The organism is Synechococcus sp. R50.1 (assembly GCF_047462115.1).
Taxonomy (GTDB): domain Bacteria; phylum Cyanobacteriota; class Cyanobacteriia; order Thermostichales; family Thermostichaceae; genus Thermostichus.
The window spans coordinates 1-19,337 of sequence record NZ_JANSIN010000006.1 but is presented as its reverse complement, the minus strand read 5'-3'; the positions used below and the strand labels follow the sequence as shown (position 1 = coordinate 19,337).

The following is a 19,337-nucleotide window of genomic DNA, read 5'->3' as shown; positions in this document are numbered from 1 at the left end:
ATCCCCTAGCTGACAACCCATGCTACTTGCCCCTAGCCGGCAGCTAAACTGCGGGGAGTCAACAGGAGAGGCGCTGTACTTAAGGGATCCCTTGACGACAGAGCATTAGCCCTAACTCGTTTTGCCCATCTCCAAGATCATCTCCGCCATACTTATGCCTTGCGCCTCTGGAACCCCTATTTACAGGCACCGGATTTCTTTCCTTTATTCAAAAGCGGCACGGCCTATCCTGCCACTCTTGAGCTGCCGCCGCTTCAAGCCAATAAGAATGGGCAAAGCCACATTCACCTGGTGATTGGCGAAATCGCTGAAGAGGGGTCAACCGAGGTTGTCTGTACTTCCAGCGGTAAAGTCAGCGAAGGGGATATTGATCTCGTTTTGGAAGAGAAAAAACAATACATCCGCCAAACTGAAATCCTGGAGTTTTACAATCCCTCTGAGACTCTGCAAAACGTCGGTGGCCTGGAAAACCTCAAAGCCTGGATTAGGGGGCGCCGCAACAGCTTCAGTGTTCAGGCCCATGCCTATGGCCTGCCGAGTCCCAAAGGAGTTTTGCTGGTTGGCATTCAGGGCACCGGCAAATCCCTATGTGCCAAAACCATCGCCCGCGAGTGGCGGATGCCTCTGCTCAAGCTGGATGTGGGACGATTGTTTGGAGGCATTGTCGGCGAAAGTGAAAGCCGCGTGCGCCAGATGATCCAAATTGCCGAGGCGATGGCTCCTTGTGTTTTGTGGATCGACGAGCTGGACAAAGCCTTTGGCGGTGTCAACAGCGAATTTTCCGGCGATTCGGGCACCAGCAAGCGCGTCTTCGGCAGCCTGATTACGTGGATGCAAGAAAAGACCAAGCCCGTTTTTATTGTCGCCACTGCCAATAATGTCCGCGTCTTGCCTGCCGAGCTACTTCGCAAGGGCAGATTTGATGAAACTTTTTTTGTGAACTTGCCCAACCAGAGGGAGCGCGAAGAGATTTTTCAAGTCCACATCCGGCGGCTACGGCCCAACCGAGTACGAGACTTTTCCTATACCGACCTGGCTATGGCTACAGAGGATTTCAGCGGAGCGGAAATTGAACAGACTATTTATGACGCCATGCACATGGCCTTTAATCAGGATCCACCCCGCGAGTTCACCCAAGAAGATATCTTGACTGCCATTCAGCAAACGGTTCCTCTAGCTGCTATCGCTCGTGACCAAATTCAAAGCCTGAAAGCATGGGCTGCCGAGTCAGGAGCACGTACTGCCTCTCAAGATCAAGAGTTGATGCAGGAGCTACGGGACATGGCTGGAAGGATAAATTCAGGCCTCCTTGAAGTCGATAGTCCTTCATCCTTTTCCCCTCCGCCTCATGCCTGAGCTGTTTTGGCTGGCTCGCTCTGAAATTGGGCAGCCCTGCGTAGGTTTGGACGCATTTTCTCTCGCAAGATGCGGAAAAGCACCGGTCTCCGCTCTGCTTGAATTTGCCGCCTGTAGGTCAGCTCGCGTAAATCCGTCACCCCAGGAAAGCCCCTGAGCTGCTCAGGTGGCCCCTTATTCGATCAACTTCCGGCAGCTCCCAGGCAGAGCACTGGGACTGAATTCCACCCAGCAGAGCGCATGATCCATAGTTTTTGCAATTTCCGTATCGCTGATTACAGATTTTTTGGTAGGATTGATCGGGTAGAGGTACTGATAATGCAGAGCAGCCCTATGAATGCAGCCGCTGAAATGAGGGGAGCCAGTCTCCTTGCCCGTCATCGCCAAAACATGGCAGCTTCCCTGGCCCATCGTTTGGAAGCAGCTATGGCAGCCAACAACACCCACTTGGTGGAACTGCTGAAGCAAGAAGAACGGCAACTGGCAGCCGAGTACGGCGGCAGGGATCCTTCCTCTCCAGCACTATTCAGAGGACTGCGCCACCTTTGGCAGAGCCTGAAGGCAGTCTTGGCGGCCTGCGATGAACTGCGGGTGCGGCAGTGGGTAGATGGCAGCGGCATGGTCTGGTGGTCTGTCCAAGACCCAATCACGGGAGAGCGCCTGTGTACCCATTCCGAGGGGGAGCTCATGGAGTGGATCGAGAAGCACCAGCGAGAGGATTAGTCTTCGCGGCTAGGACTTGCCTGAGCACCAATAGCCAGTGTTTCCCCTGGCGCTTCGTGCGTGTCCCAGTCTTTCCAGCTTGGGGAGGAAGGGAACAAAAAGTTTCACGGCTAGGCCGGGGCAATGGCCACCTGAGAATCCAAATTGATAGGATTACGAAGACTCATCATCTGCTTTAGGGGCCCTGGGATGGTTTGGCAATTGTTGACTTGGCCGGCCCAAAGTTTGCTTTGGCTAGCAGAGCAGATCCAAGAACGCGCCGAAGCACAGCTGGATAGCAAAGAAAACCTGCAAAAAGAACTTACGGCCCTGCAAATTCAGCTAGATTTGGGAGAAATTGACGAAGAAACCTACGCCCGCCGAGAAGAGGAGATTTTATTGGCTCTGGAAGCCTTAACCCAAGCAGAAGGAGAAGCCGAAGCATAGAGTTCTGCCGGTGGGCCTGGAAGGGATCCCTCAGCATTGCAGGGGGGCAGAACATGGGAGAATGAGCTTCTGTACACCCCCGTCTTTCCTACCCTGGGCTGTTTTCAATGACTGAATCCCATGAAACCTTGGTGCTCCGCGACGAGCAAAACCAGCCTCTCAAGTGCGAGATCCTGCGTCAGGTGGTCATCGACGAGCAGACCTATGCTCTGGTGACTCCCGTTGATGCTGTGATCAAAGTGCTGGTTTGGGAAGGGGAAGAAGAACCCAGCCAAGCGGTGAACGGCGATGCCAACATGGAAGGGATCCTGGACGAGCCGGATCCCGAAGAGCTACAGGCTACCCTGCCCACCATCCAGGCTGTCTTGGGGGAGTTGAACCTCACCTTGCAGCAAAATGGCTTCGACATCCTCACAGTTCAGGGGGAATTGCCCCCGGTCGAAGAAGAAGATGTGTTTGAGCTGGGCGAGAGCGAGGAAGATGCCCAGGAGTTTCAACTGCTGGCTACCTTTTTCTACCAAGAGAAGAGATACGGCATCTTTACTCCCCTCGATCCCGCTTTGCTCTACGCCGCTTTGCCCGACGAAGGGGATCCCTACCTGCTCACCCCCGATGAGCCGCCAGAGCTTTTTGATCAGCTCTATGCCCTGCTGCTGGATCTCGATGAGGAATGGGAAGACGGAGATGACGAAGAAGATGAAGACGAAGATTAGGCGGTCAACCCCTTCTGTTCTGCCGAGTTGGATACTCCTGCCCAGCCAGTCGCCTCGGCGGTGCGGAGCACCATAGGGATAGAGGTGGTGAAACTACCCGGTAAAACTTGCCCAGAGTTTTTCACCAGCCACTCCAGACCCGTCTCAACATCTGTCGGGGGCGTCGGATCTGCGGGCCAAGGGTCAGAATAAGCCAGCCTCAGACCAGCCGCCTGAGCATTGCGTAGCGAAGGAGCAACAGGGATGCAGCCGGTTGATTTAACCACCCTGCGTGCTGTGCTCGCCGATCTAACCCAGGCTAAGACAGGTCGGGATCCAGTGTTGCCTGCCCGCGTGGAATGGATCCAACAGACCGATCTGTGGACGGTGGTCATTGGCTTGCGCACCCTCACTGCCCGCCCCTGCTTGCTGTTGTGCTGGCATCCTCAGGCGGCCCGTCTCCACCTCTGTCAGCCTCCTCCCAAAGAGCCGGATGGCTTTCAATTCAGCCAGTTCCTCCAACGGCACCTGAAGGGTTTGGCTCTGACGGAGCTGGCTCTGCTGGACGATTGGGAACGGGTGGTTGACTTTCGCTTTGCCCTTCGGCCTGGGGATCCCCCTCATCGCCATCTCTACCTAGAGGTGATGGGCAAGTACAGCAACGCCATTTTGGTGGACGAGGCGGGCATGATTTTGGCCAGTGGTCATGGGGTGAGCGAGCGCCAATCGCGGATCCGTCCGGTACAACCGGGCCTGCCCTATGAAGCCCCCCCGGCCCTAACCGATCCGATCCCGCAGCGATCCGAGCCCTTCTCCTGCTGGCAAGAGCGCGTTGCCCTGATCCCCGGCCCCATCGGCCAACGGCTGTTGCGCTGTTATCGCGGCCTCAGTCGGCACTTGGTGGAAGCGATGTGCCATCAGGCTGGGATCCCGCCCCAAACCTCCACCGATCACCTCTCTGCCCGCGATTGGCAGGCGCTGTTTGCCAGGTGGCAAGACTGGTTAACCCGTCTGGAAACCGGCCAGTTTGACCCAGCTCCCACTCCCCAGGGATACACCGTTCTCGGCTGGGCAAGCGGTGCCGTTCCCGTTAGCGGGACGGAGTCCCTGCAACAACCTTCTCGACTCAATCTGCACCAACTTCTGGAAGGCTACTACCAGGCTCAGCTTAACCGCGAACAGTTTGAGCGAGAGCGCCACCGTCTGCTGCAAAGGGTATCCACCCTGCTGAAAAAGCTCTATCAGCGGCGAGAGCAATTTGAGGCAATGCTGGCCGACTCCACCCAAGCGGAAGCCTCCAAGCAGGCTGCCGACTTGTTGATGGCCCACCTCCACCTCTGGCGGCCAGGGTTGCATCACATCGAGCTGCCGGATTTTGCCAGCGGCCAGACGGTCAAGATCCCTCTCGACCCCGAAAAAAATGCCATTCTCAATGCCCAAGCCTACTACCGCAAGCACCGCAAACAAAAACGGGCCCAGGATGCTATCCGGCCCCTACAAGAGGCGCTCGGCCAAGAGATCCTCTACCTCGAGCAGGTGGAAGCGTCTCTACAGCAGCTGGAAACCTATCGGGATCCCCAAGACTTGACCACCCTCAAGGAAATTGAGACCGAGCTGATTGAACAGCGCTACTTGGAGAGTCCCACTCGCAACAGCGGGACAGAGTCTCTGCGGGCGAGCTCAAAACATGCCTCACCGGCAACCTTCAACCCCCACCGCTTTACCAGCCCCAGTGGCTTCTCCATTTGGGTGGGGCGCAACAACCTGCAAAATGATCAGCTCACCTTTCGCGTGGCTCAGGAACACGATTGGTGGTTTCATGCCCAAGAGATCCCCGGCAGTCATGTGCTGCTGCGCTTGCCCCCCGGGGCTGTAGCAGAAAGCGAAGATCTGCAGGCGGCTGCTGATTTGGCGGCCCATTTCAGCCGCGGTCGCCTCAGCGAACAGGTGCCGGTAGTCTACACTCGCCCGAAACTGGTGTTCAAACCCAAGGGATCCCCGCCCGGCATGGTCGTTTACAAACAGGAGCAGGTGCTTTGGGGGCGGCCCAGCCATGCGCAGCTGCTCATTGCGTCAGCCCTTGGGCCACACTGACGCAACTGGTTACTTTGTTTCTGGCCAAGTGGGCAGGTTCGAGGCATTCAAGGGAGAACTTCGAGGGAGTAAGCGGCGCTGCGGCCATAGCGGCTGGGGTCGTACATTTCTTCTGCCAAAGCAGGAGCCACCTGGAATTGGCCGGGGATCTCCGGACGGAAGAGATAGACAAACTCATGGCGACCCTGCTTGAGCTCGGTGCTGAAAAAGGCCACGCGGTCATCCCGATTCTCTTGGCGGGTCCAAAACCAGTCCCACCAGTAGTCTGGGGCCAAGCCGGTGAACTTTCGCGGATCCTGGGAGGTGATCTCGGCGCCGCTGGGCAGGGGATCCTCGACCACCACGTAGTGGCTGTCCCGCTCGGCTTCCACCGTCAACCGGGCCAGGAGGATTTCTCCGGCCCTTACTGTGTCGCCAGGGCGCAGCGGCTGCTCTCGGTAGCGGATCTCCCCGTTGGGTTGGAGCTGGGGCTGTAGGCGGAAGTAGCTGCGGCTCACCGCAAAGCCTTGGGCTTGAGAGGGCAGAGGGTTGGGGACGAAGGCTTCTCCCCTCAAGCTGTAGTAAAGGGGGCCAGGGCCAGACTTTTCCAGGCGCAGGCTGCTCAGGTTCCCCACTTCTGCGTCAGCCCAATCCAGCCCATAGCGGGGATCCCCAGCGCCGGCCTGCCAGCGACCGAGAAGGGATCCGGTTGTCCCATCCAACACCCGCACCTCGCCGGGGCTGGGAAGCTGCTGCTGCTGGGCCTGGTAGTAGGCAGATAGGCCGAGGAGAGCATCGGCGGTGGCTTTGGTGGTGCGCCAGCGGTTGTTTTGCCGCTGCTGGAGAAGGGCCTCGGCAATCTGGGCAGCCCGGTCATCCTGCAAGCGAACGGCCAATTGCAGTAGGGGGCCGGCCACCTCCATGTCGTCGTAGGTGGAGCGCTCTTGGGTCGCACGAGTTGGAGCAGCCGGGATAAACCAGCGCCCTTGGGGATCCTGTTGCCGCCGCTCCAGAACCTCATCCAGGGCTGCCTGGGCAAGATCCCTCTGGCCCAGTTGCAGGGCAGCCAGGCCATGGTAGGCCAGGCCAAAGGTGGAGAGCCGCTCCGGCGGCGGCAGGTCGGCAGTCACCAAAGCGGGATCCCAGAGGGCCAGGCTGTAGGCGACAAAAGCCTGCAGATCCGGGGAGAGGGCTTGTGGCTGGGCCAGTTGAGCGGCCAGATAGTCCAAGGCCTGCCGCACCTGCCAATCTTTGAGGGCATAGCCGGCGGCTTGGGCAAGATGATATCCCTGCAGGATGTATCCGGTCAGATAGGGGTTGCTCCGGTCATGGGCCCACCAGCCCCAGCCCCCATCGTAGTTCTGGGATCCCTCCAGTCGCTGCAAGCCGGATCGAAGCACTCGAGGCAGCCGCTCCAGGGTTTGCGAGCGCAGGTTCAAGCCCAACTGCTCGCTGACTTGGGCGACGGCTAGGGCGGGCAAGAAGCGACTCAGGGTTTGCTCGGTGCAGCCGTAGGGGAACTTCACCAGGTAATCCAGCGGCCCCAGCAGGGTTGCTGCCGGGCTAGCGGCCAGTTCCAGGTGAAGCTGCCGGGATCCCGGCACCCAGGTGGCGGGCCAATCCAGCGGCAACTCCAGACTGCCAGACTCCCCTTCACGCAAGCCAGACGGGGTTCCCAGTTGGCCCACTTGGGAGAAGCGATGCGCCGCCCCAAAGGGCTGGCTGGGGATCTGCAGTTGCAATGCATCTTTCAGCCCATTCCCTTCCGCCCAGACCCGCAGAGAGGTATCTCCGGCCCCCAGAACCTGGAGAGGCCATTCCACCCGCCCCGCTCCTTGGGCCGGCACGGTGAGGCGTTGTCGTTCCGGGCCTTGCAATTTCAAGATCCCACCGGCAGGAACAGGAACTTCCAGCCGCACCTCCACCGCTTGGGCTTGACCCGTGCGGTTTTGCACAATGGCCGCCAAGGTGAGCTGATCCCCCACCCGGAAAAAGCGGGGAGCGGCCAAGCGCACCAACAGGTCTTTGCTAACCGAGACTGTGGCAAGAGCGGATCCCACCTGGGTGTCGGCAGTGGCAGCGCGGGCGGTCAAGCGCCAGGTGGTCAGGTTGTCGGGCCAACGCACCTGTACCTGAGCCAGGCCATCGGCATTGGTGACCAGATCCGGGAACCAGGCGGCGGTATCGCGAAAGTCTTCCCGCACTTGGCCGGCCAGCTTGTCAGCACCGCCGGGATATTGCTGAGGGAAAGAGGTAGTGGTGGTAACTTGGTTGTACTGGCGCCCATAGAAGAAGCGGCGAATATCCGGGGTGAAGTCGGGTCGCAATAGGTAGAGGGCATTGTCCACAATCCCTAGGCCCACCTCGGCGCTCACCGGCTGTCCCTGGGCGTCGCGGGTGCGGATTTGGATTTGGGCGGTCTCGCCCGGTCGATAGGTGGGCTTATCGGTTTGCAGCTCCACCTGCAAAAAGCGATCCAAGGGGGAGACCCGCAGCAGGGCCTCGCTTCGGTACAGCCGCCGCTCTGGGCCGATGGCAGTGGCAGTGACGTAGAGATTGGGACGATAGTCGCCGCGGATGGGCAGCCGCAGCGTGGCCGTATGCCCCTGGAGACGCAGCACCTGCACCTGGTGCAGCCGGGATCCCTCAATGCCCACCAGCACCGCCACATCCGGCAGCGGCGAGACTATCAGGATCTGGGCCTCCTCCCCCACCTGGTAGATCTGCCGATCCGCCACCACTTCCAGGCTGGGCAGGGATCCCCAACTTTGCAGGGGGCTGCCCGGCTCCACTACCCAGAGATAGTCCACCTCCTGCACCCGTTCGCGCCAGCGGTGCAGAGCACTTTGACGGCGGGGATCCCATGCCGTCAACCGCACCCGGTAGTCTCCCGGCTCCAGGTCGGCGGGCAAGCTGAGGGTGAGGCTGCCCTCCCCGTTGACGATCTGAAAAGGCTGCCGCAGCAGGGTACCTTGCCGTTGGTAGGTGCTGCTCTTGGGATCCCAGCGCCAGCGCTCCAGGCTCAGCTCTCCGGTGGCGCTGACGGGGCGGCCATCGTAATCGCGGGCTTGCAGCCGGTAGGTGAGGGTATCCCCCGGAGCGGGCAGGTGGCGGTCGGCCTCGGCAAAGAGGGCAAATTCGCCAGCCGTGACCCAGGCCCTCGCCGTTCCGGTCACGGTGCGACGGCTGATGTCGGTCACCTCCACCTCGATGCGCAACTGCTGCACCTCTTGGGGGCCCCAGTAGCTGTCTTCTTCCCAGTTGAGATCCTGCAGCAGGCGATCCAGGCGAAACTCCGCCCGCCCTTGGGCATCCGTCACCCCTTCTCCTTCCGCCACCAACTGGCCGTAGCCGCCGTAGTAGCCCTGCTCCTCTCCCAGGTCGTCGGCGAAATAGTCTTCCTCGGCAGAACGGGGCAACAGCCCATAGCGCAGGCTCCAGTCGGGGCTGCTGTAAACTCGGTAGCGGAGCTGGGCAGCGGCCACCGGCGCGCCGAAAAGATACTCGGCCTCCACCTGCACCTTCAGGGATCCCCCCCGCACCAGCCAAGGTCGGTCGGGCACCACCGCCACCTCAAACTCCGGCTTGCGGTAGGCTTCCACCTGAAAAGAGGTGTATTCGCCGCTGGATCCCTGCGGCCCTGACACCTGCCACTCCAGGCCGTAGCTGCCCAGGGGCGCCTCTTCCGGCAGTTGAAACTCCCCATAGACACTGCCAAAAGCATTGGTGGCCAGGGTTTGTTCGCTCAACACATCCCCGTTGGGGGCCGTAAGGGTCAGTTGCACTGCTTGTCCTACCGGGGGCGGCGTGAGGCGGGTTTGCTCTCGCACCAGGGCGCGGAAATAGACGGTTTGGCCAGGGCGGTAGAGGGGACGATCCGTGTAGGCGTAGATCCGGTGGGGCTGGTTCCAGCCATAGGCGTAGCTGCGGGACAAAGCCTGCAGGGTGTTGTCGGCACTGCGGCCATAGACCACCAGGGAAGAACCCTCTCTCGCCGGCAGGCCAAAGCGGGCTAGCCCCTCTGCATCGGTGGTGGCCGTCAAGGGATCCCCCCACTCCCCGAAAACTTGGATCTGGATCCCGGCCAGGGGACGCAGCTCCCGCAGGTGCACCGCCTGCACCACCAACTGGCTGGCATCCTGCTTCTGGATGAGGCCGAGATCGCTCACCAAAAACCAATGGTCGAAACGGGGCAAGGGTGCAGCCGCATTCAGCGGCTCCCGGCCCTCCGCCTCCACCCAGTAGGCCCCCGGCGGCAGGATCCCCAGCTCCAAGGTTTGGGCTGTCCACCCCTCTCCCGCTCGTCGTGGCACCGGCTGCTGCCAACTGCGCACAAGCTCCCGCCGCAGGGTGGGATACAGAGCCGGATTCAGGGAGCCATAGCCAGCATCCGCCAAATCCCGCAAGAGAGGGGATCCCTGCAGCTCTGTCAGGGAAAAGCGATAGAGGCTGAGCTGCACCGAGCCCAGGCTGGTGGCCCGCCACTGCAGCCGCGCCGGTTCTGCGGTCGTAAACACCTGGCTGGTGCTGTAGAGATAGAGACCGGGGGGGACAAGCTGAGGGCGCAAGGTGGGGATCCGAACCGTTGCCCCCTCCCGCACCAGAACGGATCCCTGGCTGCCCACCGTTTCCAGGCCGGATCCCTGCACCGTCACCTGGTATTCCCCAACAGGCAATCGATCCAAGCGATATTCGCCATCTGAGGCCAAGCTGGCGCTGCGCGTGACCGGGCCGGCTGCAATGACCTGCACATCCCCAGGCGGAGCCTCTGCCGGCAGCTCCACCCGTCCCGCCAGGGATCCCGTCGGCTGTTCGGAAAGCAAAACTGCCAGCCCCACCCCCAACAACAGCACCAGGGCCGCTAACCATCGCCTCAGCATGGGATCCCTTTCCTTTGTTGCTCCTACCCTGTGCCCTGGCCGCCCTGGGGGTTCAAGGGTCAGCCCAATCCACTACTTCACCAACTCGAACACGTTGAACATGGGCAGGTACATGGCCACGATAATGCAGCCCACCATACCGCCCAGGATCACGATCATCAACGGCTCCAGCAGGCTGGTGAGGGCGCGTACCGCCTCCTCCACCTCCAGCTCGTAGAAATCCGCCGTCTTCATCAGCATCGCGTCCAGCTCCCCTGTCTCTTCCCCCACGCTGATCATCTGAATGGCCATGACTGGGAAGACCTTGGCCTTGCCCAGAGCAGGGGCAATCTGCCCTCCCTCTGAGATGGATTGGCGGGCGGCGTCAATGGCGTTGGCCACCACCTGGTTGCCGGAGGTGTCGCGCACAATTTCCAAGGAAGTCAGCACCGGCACCCCGGAGCGGGTGAGAGCGCCAAAGGTGCGGCAGAAGCGAGCCACCGCCGACTTCTGGATCAGATCCCCGAAGAGAGGGAGCTTGAGGGCCAGCGCGTCGATGGTCTCCTTGCCGGCAGGGGTGCGGTAAAAGCGCCGGAAAGCAAAATAGACGGCCCCTAGAAAGCCCACCAGCCCCAAGCTGTACTGGGGCGTGCGCAGGAACTTGCTGATGTTGATGAAAAACTGGGTAAAGGCGGGCAGCTCCCCACCCAAGTCGTTGTAGATGCTCTCAAACGTGGGCAAGATGAACAGCACCATGCCCAAGAAAATCAAGACAGCCAAGATCGTCACCACCACCGGGTAGGTCATGGCTGATTTGATCTGCTTCTGCAGGCGATCCATGTCCTCCAGCAGCTTGGCCAGGCGGTTGAGCACTTCGTCCAGCACGCCGCCCACCTCCCCCGCCTGCACCATGCTGCAGTAGAGGCCGTCGAAGGCGTCGGGATAAGGGCGGATGGAGTCGGAGAGGTTTTTCCCCGCCTCCACCTCCGCTCGGATAGCCCTCAGGTACTTTTTGAGTTTGGGGTTGCCGGTTTGCTCCTCCATGATGGTAAGAGAGCGCACCATCGACACGCCGGCGTTGATCAAGGCAGCAAATTGCCGGGAGAACACTGCCTTGTCGCGAATGTCGATGGATCCCAGCATTGAGAAATCGAAAGACGTATCCAAGGAAAAGAAGGGTTTCTCCTCCTGAATGTCTTCCTGTTTGGCAAAAATCCCGTCTCGGCGCAGCCGTGCACGAACTTCGGTCAAGCTGTTGGCCACCACCGTCAGGCGTACCGGCTGACCGGCCTTTAACCCCCGAACCTTATAGCGCGGCATGGCTGTACCCCCGGCTAGATCGCTCTAAATAACGAAATGGCTTTAAATGTTTCGCAGGTGCAAAAGAGAAGTCAGCCCAAACCTTGGGCAGATCAACAATCTCTCAGCTAGAGCTTAGCCACAAATCAAGTCAGCGGCTAGAGATCGGCAATGAACCCTCACCCGGGGATCCCTGCGCGCCTGGTGGCAACGAGGTTTAGCGACGGGTGGCAACTGCTGGTGGCCGCTGTTGCTGGGCAGCCGCGGCTGGCGAGGGCCCGGTAACGTTGCCCAAAAGCCGTTGCAACTCCTCGGGGCGAGAGGTCTTAGACATGGCCGTATCGAAGTCGATCTTGCCCTGTAGGTAAAGGTTAGCCAGATCTTGCTCCAGCGTTTTCATGCCCTGCTTGCCCCCCGTCTGGATAGCCGAGTAGATCTGGGCAGTTTTGCCCTCCCGAATCAGGTTGGCAATGGCCGGCGTCACCACCATGATTTCCTGCACCAGCACCCGTCCAGGCTCTCCTGGCTTGGGATTGAGGCGGCGGGCCAGAGTTTGGGAGAAGACGGCCTTGAGGGAGTTGGAGAGCTGCACGCGAATCTGCTGCTGCTGCTCGGGCGGAAACACATCCACCAAGCGATCCACCGTCTGGGCGGCAGAACTGGTGTGTACCGTGGCAAAGCAGAGGTGGCCCGTCTCGGCGGCGGTAATGGCCAACTGGATGGTCTCCAGATCCCGCATCTCCCCGATCAGGATCACATCCGGATCCTCCCGCATCGCTGCCCGCAGGGCATTGGCAAAACTCTTGGTGTCTTCCCCCAGTTGCCGCTGGTGGATGATGCTGCGAATGGGGGTGTAGATATACTCAATGGGATCCTCGATGGTGAGGATGTGCTCGGCCCGTTCGCGGTTGATCATGTCGATCATGGAAGCCAGCGTAGTCGATTTGCCAGATCCCGTTGGGCCGGTTACCAGCACCAAGCCCCGCGGCAGGCGAGCTGCTTCCTTACACACATCCGGCAGGCCCAGCTTGTCGATGTTGGGGATCTCAGAAGCCAGGGCCCGCATGGCGCAAGCATAGGTGCCGCGATCGCGGTAGACGTTCACGCGGAAGCGCCCGATCCCGCGCACCCCGTAGGAGCAGTCCAGTTCCCAGTTTTGCTCCAACTGCTTGCGCTGGTTATTGTTCAACATGCTGAAGATCAGCCGCTGCACCTCCTCTGCGGAGAGAGGCTCATGCTCTGTCGGCTCGAGGTGACCATTGATGCGGAAGTAGGGGGGCAAACCCGCCGAAATATGAATGTCGGAACCGCCCTTTTGGACGATTGCTTCCATCAGGTCTTCGATCATCAGTTGGGGCATAGGGTTGGGTTCTCCAAAGGTGAGTAGAGCTATCTATCAAAAGAGCTAGTGGCCAAAGCCATGTCAGAAAGGCAACTGTATAGGACTGTTATAGTCGGCACCCCAACACCGTCAAGGGCCAAGGCGACTTCCTAAAACTTCGGCGTCAGGCAATAGGGGCAATCCATCCAGTCTACATGCAAGGCCGCGCCACAGTTGCGGCAGGTGCTGAGAGCCTTGGCACGGGCCTTCAGCTCACTTTCCAGGCCCTTATCGGTAAGGGTCACCCGATCCACCTCCTCCAGCGTGGTGAGGCCCTGCTTCACCAGCATCAAGCTGTAGGCCAGCAGGGTTTTCATGCCACTTTCCACCGCCGCTTCCTTGATCACCTCAGTGGGGGCTTCTTTGTTGATCAAATCCGCGAGGCGGTCGTTCATGCGCATGAATTCGTACACCCCTATCCGGCCTTTGTAGCCCACGCCCCCGCAGTTCTCGCAGATGGGCTTGCCGGTGGCCTTGCGCTGTTCTACCTCTTTGGGGGAGAGCTTGTTGGCTTTGTAAAAGGTGAGCTGCTCGCCGTCGCCACTGAGGGTAAGGCCGTAGCGGGCCAGCTCCTCAGGTGTGGGGTGGTAGGGGATCCGACAGGCCGTACACACTCGGCGCATCAAGCGCTGGGCCAACACCCCCAGCAACGAGCTGGAGATCATAAATGGCTCGATCCCCATCTCCGTCAGGCGGGCGATGGCACCGGGGGCATCGTTGGTGTGTAGGGTGGTCAACACCAGGTGACCGGTAAGGGAAGCCTCGATGGCGGTTTTGGCCGTCTCGTGGTCGCGGGTTTCCCCCACCAGGATCACATCCGGGTCTTGCCGCAGGAAGGCGCGCAGGATCATGGCAAAGTCCATGCCCTTTTCTCGGATCACCTGCACTTGGGTGATCCCCGGCAGCGAGTATTCAATGGGATCCTCGGCAGTGCTGATGTTGATGCCCGGATCGTTCACCTCCGCCAGAGCCGAGTAGAGGGTGGTGGTTTTCCCGGATCCCGTTGGCCCGGTCACCAAGATTAGGCCAAAGGGTCGCCTGACAATCTCCTTGAAGCTTTCCAAGGTCTCTGGGTCGGTGATCAGCTTGTCCAGCCCCAGTTGGGTGGCGGAGTTGTCCAGGATCCGCAGCACGATCTTCTCCCCATAGCGGGAGGGCAGGGTGCTGACCCGGAAGTCCACCTTGCGCCCCTTGAAGACCCGCCGGATCCGCCCATCCTGGGGCATGCGCCGCTCGGCAATATTCAGGTTGGAGATGATTTTAAAGCGGGCAGTGAGGGCGGGGACGATCTTCTTGGGAAAGTTTTCAAAAGCCTGCCGCAACACCCCATCTTTGCGGAAGCGGATGCGCAGGTATTCTTCTTGCGGCTCGATGTGGATGTCAGACGCCCCGTCCTGCAGGGCCTTGACCAGGATCTGGTTGGACAGTTTAATAATCGGGGCATCATCTGCCGATTTGACCTGCTGCTCCAGGGATCCCTCGCCGGCCTCATCGGCAGTCACATCCTCGATGCTGTCCAGATCGATTTCGGCGGTATTGACCACCACCTCTTCTTCCTGCTGGGCAACAGCGTCGTTGATCCCTTTAACAGCAAGTAAATCCGCCTGCACATCCATGTAGCGGTTGATCAGGGTCTCGAAATCCCGCTGGGTGAAGACCCGCCGCTGCAGCTTCAGCCCCTGGATGCGGAAGCGCCGTTGAATGTCGTCCAGTGCCTGCAGGTTGTCTGGCTTGACCATCGCCACCGTCACTTGGTTATCCTGGCGGCGAATGGGCAAGAACTTGTAGCGGTTGCAGATGTCGAGGGGCAAGATCGAGTCGATCAGCCCGATTATCTCCGAGATCTCCACCGGCTCCAGGTCGATGTCGAGGGAGGGGATCCCGTAGATAATTTTGAGTTCAAAGAGCTGCTGCCGTTTGTAGGCCCGCTCCAGGTCAGGGGTGATCTCTTTGCCCACGATATCCTTGACCACCAGAGCCAGGGCCTTGCTGTTGCCCTCTCGATCCGCTTTGAGAGCGTTTTGGATGTCCTGGATCTGCTTATCGTCGGCAAAGCCCAGCTCCTTTAACTTGCGGCCAAAGGGGGTAATGCTGACGTTGGCGATGGCCAGAGCTTTGCTGGCAGCGCCGGCGCGGCGCGAGGTAAAGGGAGGGGAAGGAAGATCGCTCATGCTGGCGGGTCACCCACAATGCCTCTATTTCACTGCACTTGGCTGCTAAGGGTCAACGGTAAAGATACATAAGTCTGGACTGCCCAGATGCCGCCAACCCTGGGCTTACTATGCCCCAACTCGGCTCAAATCTCGCATTCACATCCATCTCGTCCCCTAAGCCTCGCAGACCAACGCTTGCGACCGCTGGGTTAGGTAAAGGTTTTCGCCGTAATCGACAGGGCAGTCGATGAGGGTGGGCACCGGCTGCTCGAGGGCCTGCTTCAGGATGGGGATCAGCTCGGCAGCCTTTTCGACACGGTAGCCCTTGAGGCCCATGCTCTCCGCCAGCTTGACGAAGTCTGGATTGCCGAACTTGACGAAAGCAGCCTCGTTGTATTGATTGTGTTGCTTCCACTCGATCAGCCCATAGCCGCCATCGTTGAAGATGAGGGTGACAAAGGGAGTGCCCACCCTGAGGGCAGTTTCCAGCTCTTGGCAGTTCATCATGAACCCTCCATCTCCGGTTACGGCCACGATGCGCCGGTCGGGATGCACCAGTTTGGCGGCCAAGGCCCCCGGAATGGCGATGCCCATGGCGGCAAAGCCGTTGGAGATGAGACAGGTGTTGGGTTTGTCACAGTGGTAGAGGCGGGCCATCCACATCTTGTGGGCGCCGACATCGGAGATGACGATGTCTTCCGGTTGCAGGACTTGGCGCAGGTCGTAGATCAGCTTTTGGGGCTTGATCGGGTAGCTCTGATCTTGGGCATAGCAGGTGTACTCGCGGACGATGTTCTGCCGCAGGCTGATGCCATAGGGATCCGGCTTGCCCGTGCGATCGCAGCGGCGCAGGATCTCCATCAGGGAGTCGGAAATGTCTCCCACCACCTCCACTTGCGGAATGTAGCTGCTGTCGATTTCTGCGGGCAGGGCAGCGATGTGAACGATGGGGATGGTGCCGTCGGGGTTCCATTTCTTGGGAGAGTACTCGATGAGGTCGTAGCCGACGGCGATCAACAGATCGGTTCGGTCGAAACCACAACTGACCAGATCCCGCTGCTGTAGGCCAACGGCCCACAAGGACAAGGGGTGGGTGTAGGGGATCACTCCTTTGCCCATGAAGGTGTTGACCACGGGGATGTTCAAGCGGGTGGCAAATTCCGTGAGGGCGCTGCTGGCTTGGGCGCGAATGGCCCCATTGCCGGCCAAAATCAAGGGGTTGCGGGCGCGGGAGATCAGGGACGCCGCTTCGTTCAGGCTTTGATAGGAGGCGTAGGTTTTGTCCAGGCGATCTCTCCTCAAGGGAGTGCCGCTGGCTTCCATGGCGGCGATGTTTTCCGGCAAGTCGATGTGGACGGCCCCGGGCTTCTCGGTTTGGGCCAATTTGAAAGCCTTGCGCACGATCTCCGGGGTGATGCTGGGGCGCACGATCTGGGCATTCCACTTGGTGACGGGGGCAAACATGGCCACCAAATCCAGGTATTGATGGGATTCGATGTGCATGCGGTCGGTGCCGACTTGGCCGGTGATGGCCACTAGGGGTGCTCCATCCAGGTTGGCATCGGCAACTCCGGTCATCAGGTTGGTGGCGCCCGGCCCCAAGGTGGAGAGACACACCCCCGCTCTGCCCGTCAGCCGGCCATAGACATCGGCCATGAAGGCGGCCCCCTGTTCGTGGCGGGTGGTGATAAAGCGAATTGAGGAGCGGCGCAGGGCTTGCAGGACTTCCAGGTTTTCTTCGCCAGGAACGCCGAAGATGTACTGCACCCCCTCATTTTCCAGGCAGCGAACCAGCAGTTCGGCGGTATTCATGGTGGCAAGGGTATGGAGAACGGTGGATCTGGATCCCACCATAGACGGCGGACGGGGCAAGGGATAACTTGTTTTCTGGGCTTGGGGACGGGGGCAGGCTGGGCTGGGAACCAAGCTAAGCTCAAAGGGGCGGCCCAGGCCCAATTGCCCCTCCAAGCTTCCTCTTCTGGAGATGCCCATGCGGCTCTACGTCGAACCTTTCACCGTTCACAAGCGCTACGCCTTGACCATCAGCCGAGGTACCCACAGCGAGACAACCCTGGCTTGGGTGCGAATTGAGGAGGAGGGAGTTGAAGGGTGGGGAGAGGCTTGCCCTTTTTCGGTGAGCGACGACTACCACCAGTCTCTGGACGACATCCTGATGGGCTTGGACGTGGCCAAAGGGATCCTGCGCCGCCACTCCCCCTGGGAGCGCCAGCCAATTGAGGCAGAACTGCTGCGGGCCGGGATCCCTTCGGCAGCGCGGGCAGCGGTGGATATGGCCCTGCACGATTGGATGGGCAAACGGCTGGGGAGGCCCCTGTGGCAGTTGTGGGGGCTGGATCGCTCCCGCATTCCGCCCACGACGATGACGATCGGCATCTCCACCCCGCAGGCGGCCCGCCAGCGCGCCTTGGCCTGGATGGAACAGACCCAAGCGCGGGCCTTTAAGATCAAGCTGGGCAGCGGCTCAGGACTGATGGCGGATCAGAACATGCTGATTGCTGTACAAGAGGTGATCCCGCTGGGATCCCTGATTACAGTGGATGCCAACGGCGCTTGGACGGTGGAGCAAACCCTGAGCATGAGCAACTGGCTGGCGGGGCAAGGGGTGAGCTACCTGGAGCAGCCTTTGGAGAGGGGGCAGGAAGCGAAGCTGATCACCCTCTGGCACGAGTCGAAGCTGCCCATTTTTGTGGATGAGAGCTGTATGGACAGCCGCGATATCCCCCCTCTGGTGGATCGCGTCCACGGGATCAACATTAAGCTGATGAAGTGCGGAGGCCTCAGCGAAGCCTGGCGCATGATCCACACCGCCAAAGCCCACGGCCTACAGGTGATGTTGGGCTGCTACAGCAACACAGCTCTGGGGAATACAGCGGCAGCCCACTTGGCTCCCCTGGTGGATTACCTGGACTTGGATAGCCACCTCAACCTCATCGACGATCCCTTTGCCGGGGCCATCCTGCAGGAGGGCTGCCTGCTCCCCACCGACCGACCGGGTTTGGGGGTAGAGCTGCGGGAGGAATAATGGGAAGGCCGGAATCCCTGTCCAGCGAAAGTCGCGTGGCCATCCTGCTCCACGGGGGATTGCTGGGGGAGCATGGGAAAACGGGGCTGGGGCTGCTGCGCTACGGCTCCTTCCCGGTGGTGGCGGTGATCGACCGGGAGCAGGCGGGGGGATCCCTGGCCCATCTGACCGGAATAGCCAAAGACATCCCCATCGTGGCCTCGGTGGAGGAGGCGCTGGCCCACCGGCCTGAAGTTCTGGTGATTGGGATTGCCCCTTCAGGGGGGCAGTTGCCGCCAGCATGGCGGGAGGAGTTGGGCCTGGCCCTGCGAGCTGGCCTATCTCTGGTGAATGGGCTGCACACGCCTTTGGCCGAGGATCCCCAGTTTCGGCAGTGGTTGCAGCCGGGGGCCTGGATCTGGGATATTCGCCGCGAGCCCCCCAACCTGTCGGTGGGGAAAGCCCTGGCCCGCACCCTGCCCTGTAAACGGGTGTTGACGGTGGGCACCGACATGAGCGTGGGCAAAATGTCCACCAGCTTGGAGCTGCACCGGGCCAGCCTGAGACGGGGCCTGCGCTCCCGCTTTTTGGCCACCGGGCAAACCGGGATTCTGATCGGCGGCGAGGGGATCCCTTTGGATGCGGTGCGGGTGGACTATGCCAGTGGGGCGGTGGAGCAACTGATCATGCGCTATGGCTCTGACCACGACATTCTGCACCTGGAAGGTCAGGGATCCCTGCTCAACCCCGCCTCTACGGCCACCTTGCCTCTGTTGCGTGGATCCCAGCCCACCCACCTTATCCTGGTACACCGCGCCGGCCAGACCCACATCAAGGGGATAGACTACGTGCCCATCCCGCCCTTACCCAAGGTGATTGAGCTGTATGAACAGGTGGCGGCAGCTGCCGGGGCCTTTGCCCCCGCGCCCGTGGTGGGGGTTGCCCTCAATACCTTCGGCTGGGAGGAAGAAGCAGCCCTAGAGCAGATCCGCCGGGTGGAAGCCGAGACCGGACGGCCCTGTACGGATGTGGTGCGTTTTGGGGCGGATCCCTTGTTGGAGGCAATTCTGGCGGCAGGATAACTCAGTTTGCAGACAGCGGATCCACTCCCATTGTCCATCTGGGAAAAACTCATCATCTTCAACAGGTGAGCGATTCAGATGGTTCCCGGTGCCGTTGTCTTCTCTGAGATGCGATCTCCTCAGCCAGGTATTCTCGATCCAAGTCGCTCCCATTGGCCGGGGGCCAGGAACTGGGCTTGCTCCGTGTTCAGAGAAGAGCATGACTCTAGTCAATAATAAGCTCAACTATACTGAAAATAATGTATAATATGTTCAGTACGGATTACTACCA

At 60.2% G+C, this 19,337-nt stretch carries 12 protein-coding genes; 7 read left to right on the top strand and 5 right to left on the bottom strand.

What is annotated here, in order from left to right:
- Positions 1 to 159: 159 nt before the first annotated feature.
- The 5 genes from NW870_RS02905 (at position 160) to NW870_RS02885 (ending at position 5,291) form a co-directional block, all read left to right on the top strand.
- Positions 160 to 1,356, top strand: a complete 1,197-nt coding sequence (locus NW870_RS02905) for an AAA family ATPase (RefSeq protein ID WP_414373818.1) — start codon at positions 160 to 162, stop codon at positions 1,354 to 1,356.
- A 333-nt stretch (positions 1,357 to 1,689) separates the two neighbouring features.
- On the top strand, positions 1,690 to 2,079 hold the full coding sequence (locus tag NW870_RS02900; protein ID WP_414373816.1) for a hypothetical protein: 390 nt from the start codon (positions 1,690 to 1,692) through the stop codon (positions 2,077 to 2,079).
- A 189-nt stretch (positions 2,080 to 2,268) separates the two neighbouring features.
- Complete coding sequence (locus NW870_RS02895; protein WP_011433717.1) at positions 2,269 to 2,505, top strand: gas vesicle protein GvpG; 237 nt, start codon at positions 2,269 to 2,271, stop codon at positions 2,503 to 2,505.
- A gap of 107 nt (positions 2,506 to 2,612) precedes the next feature.
- The gene (locus tag NW870_RS02890; RefSeq protein WP_414373815.1) at positions 2,613 to 3,218 is read left to right on the top strand and encodes a DUF3727 domain-containing protein; all 606 of its coding nucleotides are present in this window, start codon (positions 2,613 to 2,615) and stop codon (positions 3,216 to 3,218) included.
- A 243-nt stretch (positions 3,219 to 3,461) separates the two neighbouring features.
- The gene (locus NW870_RS02885) at positions 3,462 to 5,291 is read left to right on the top strand and encodes an NFACT family protein (RefSeq protein ID WP_414373813.1); all 1,830 of its coding nucleotides are present in this window, start codon (positions 3,462 to 3,464) and stop codon (positions 5,289 to 5,291) included.
- A gap of 47 nt (positions 5,292 to 5,338) precedes the next feature.
- On the opposite strand, the gene NW870_RS02880 is transcribed toward NW870_RS02885, so the two are convergent.
- From NW870_RS02880 to NW870_RS02860, 5 genes are all read right to left on the bottom strand, one after another.
- The gene (locus tag NW870_RS02880) at positions 5,339 to 10,150 is read right to left on the bottom strand and encodes an alpha-2-macroglobulin family protein (RefSeq protein WP_414373812.1); all 4,812 of its coding nucleotides are present in this window, start codon (positions 10,148 to 10,150) and stop codon (positions 5,339 to 5,341) included.
- A 72-nt stretch (positions 10,151 to 10,222) separates the two neighbouring features.
- Positions 10,223 to 11,449 carry a type II secretion system F family protein gene (locus NW870_RS02875; protein ID WP_414357726.1) on the bottom strand — a complete coding sequence of 409 codons (1,227 nt, stop codon included), beginning with the start codon at positions 11,447 to 11,449 and terminating at the stop codon, positions 10,223 to 10,225.
- Positions 11,450 to 11,645: 196 nt separating this feature from the next.
- A complete protein-coding gene (locus tag NW870_RS02870; protein ID WP_414352159.1) occupies positions 11,646 to 12,788 on the bottom strand; it encodes a type IV pilus twitching motility protein PilT in 1,143 nt (380 codons plus the stop codon).
- A gap of 131 nt (positions 12,789 to 12,919) precedes the next feature.
- Positions 12,920 to 14,980 carry a GspE/PulE family protein gene (locus NW870_RS02865; RefSeq protein WP_414373810.1) on the bottom strand — a complete coding sequence of 687 codons (2,061 nt, stop codon included), beginning with the start codon at positions 14,978 to 14,980 and terminating at the stop codon, positions 12,920 to 12,922.
- A 156-nt stretch (positions 14,981 to 15,136) separates the two neighbouring features.
- Positions 15,137 to 16,774: an acetolactate synthase large subunit gene (locus NW870_RS02860; RefSeq protein ID WP_414373873.1), complete on the bottom strand. Its 1,638-nt coding sequence runs from the start codon at positions 16,772 to 16,774 to the stop codon at positions 15,137 to 15,139.
- 178 nt (positions 16,775 to 16,952) lie between these two features.
- On the opposite strand from NW870_RS02860, the gene NW870_RS02855 reads away from it, so the two are divergent.
- Together NW870_RS02855 and NW870_RS02850 are read left to right on the top strand one after the other, a co-directional pair.
- Positions 16,953 to 18,005, top strand: a complete 1,053-nt coding sequence (locus NW870_RS02855; protein ID WP_414373808.1) for a dipeptide epimerase — start codon at positions 16,953 to 16,955, stop codon at positions 18,003 to 18,005.
- Entirely contained in the window at positions 18,005 to 19,066 is a 1,062-nt protein-coding gene (locus NW870_RS02850) for a DUF1611 domain-containing protein (protein ID WP_414373806.1), read from the top strand. Before NW870_RS02855 ends, NW870_RS02850 begins: the two co-directional genes overlap by 1 nt.
- Positions 19,067 to 19,337: the final 271 nt, after the last annotated feature.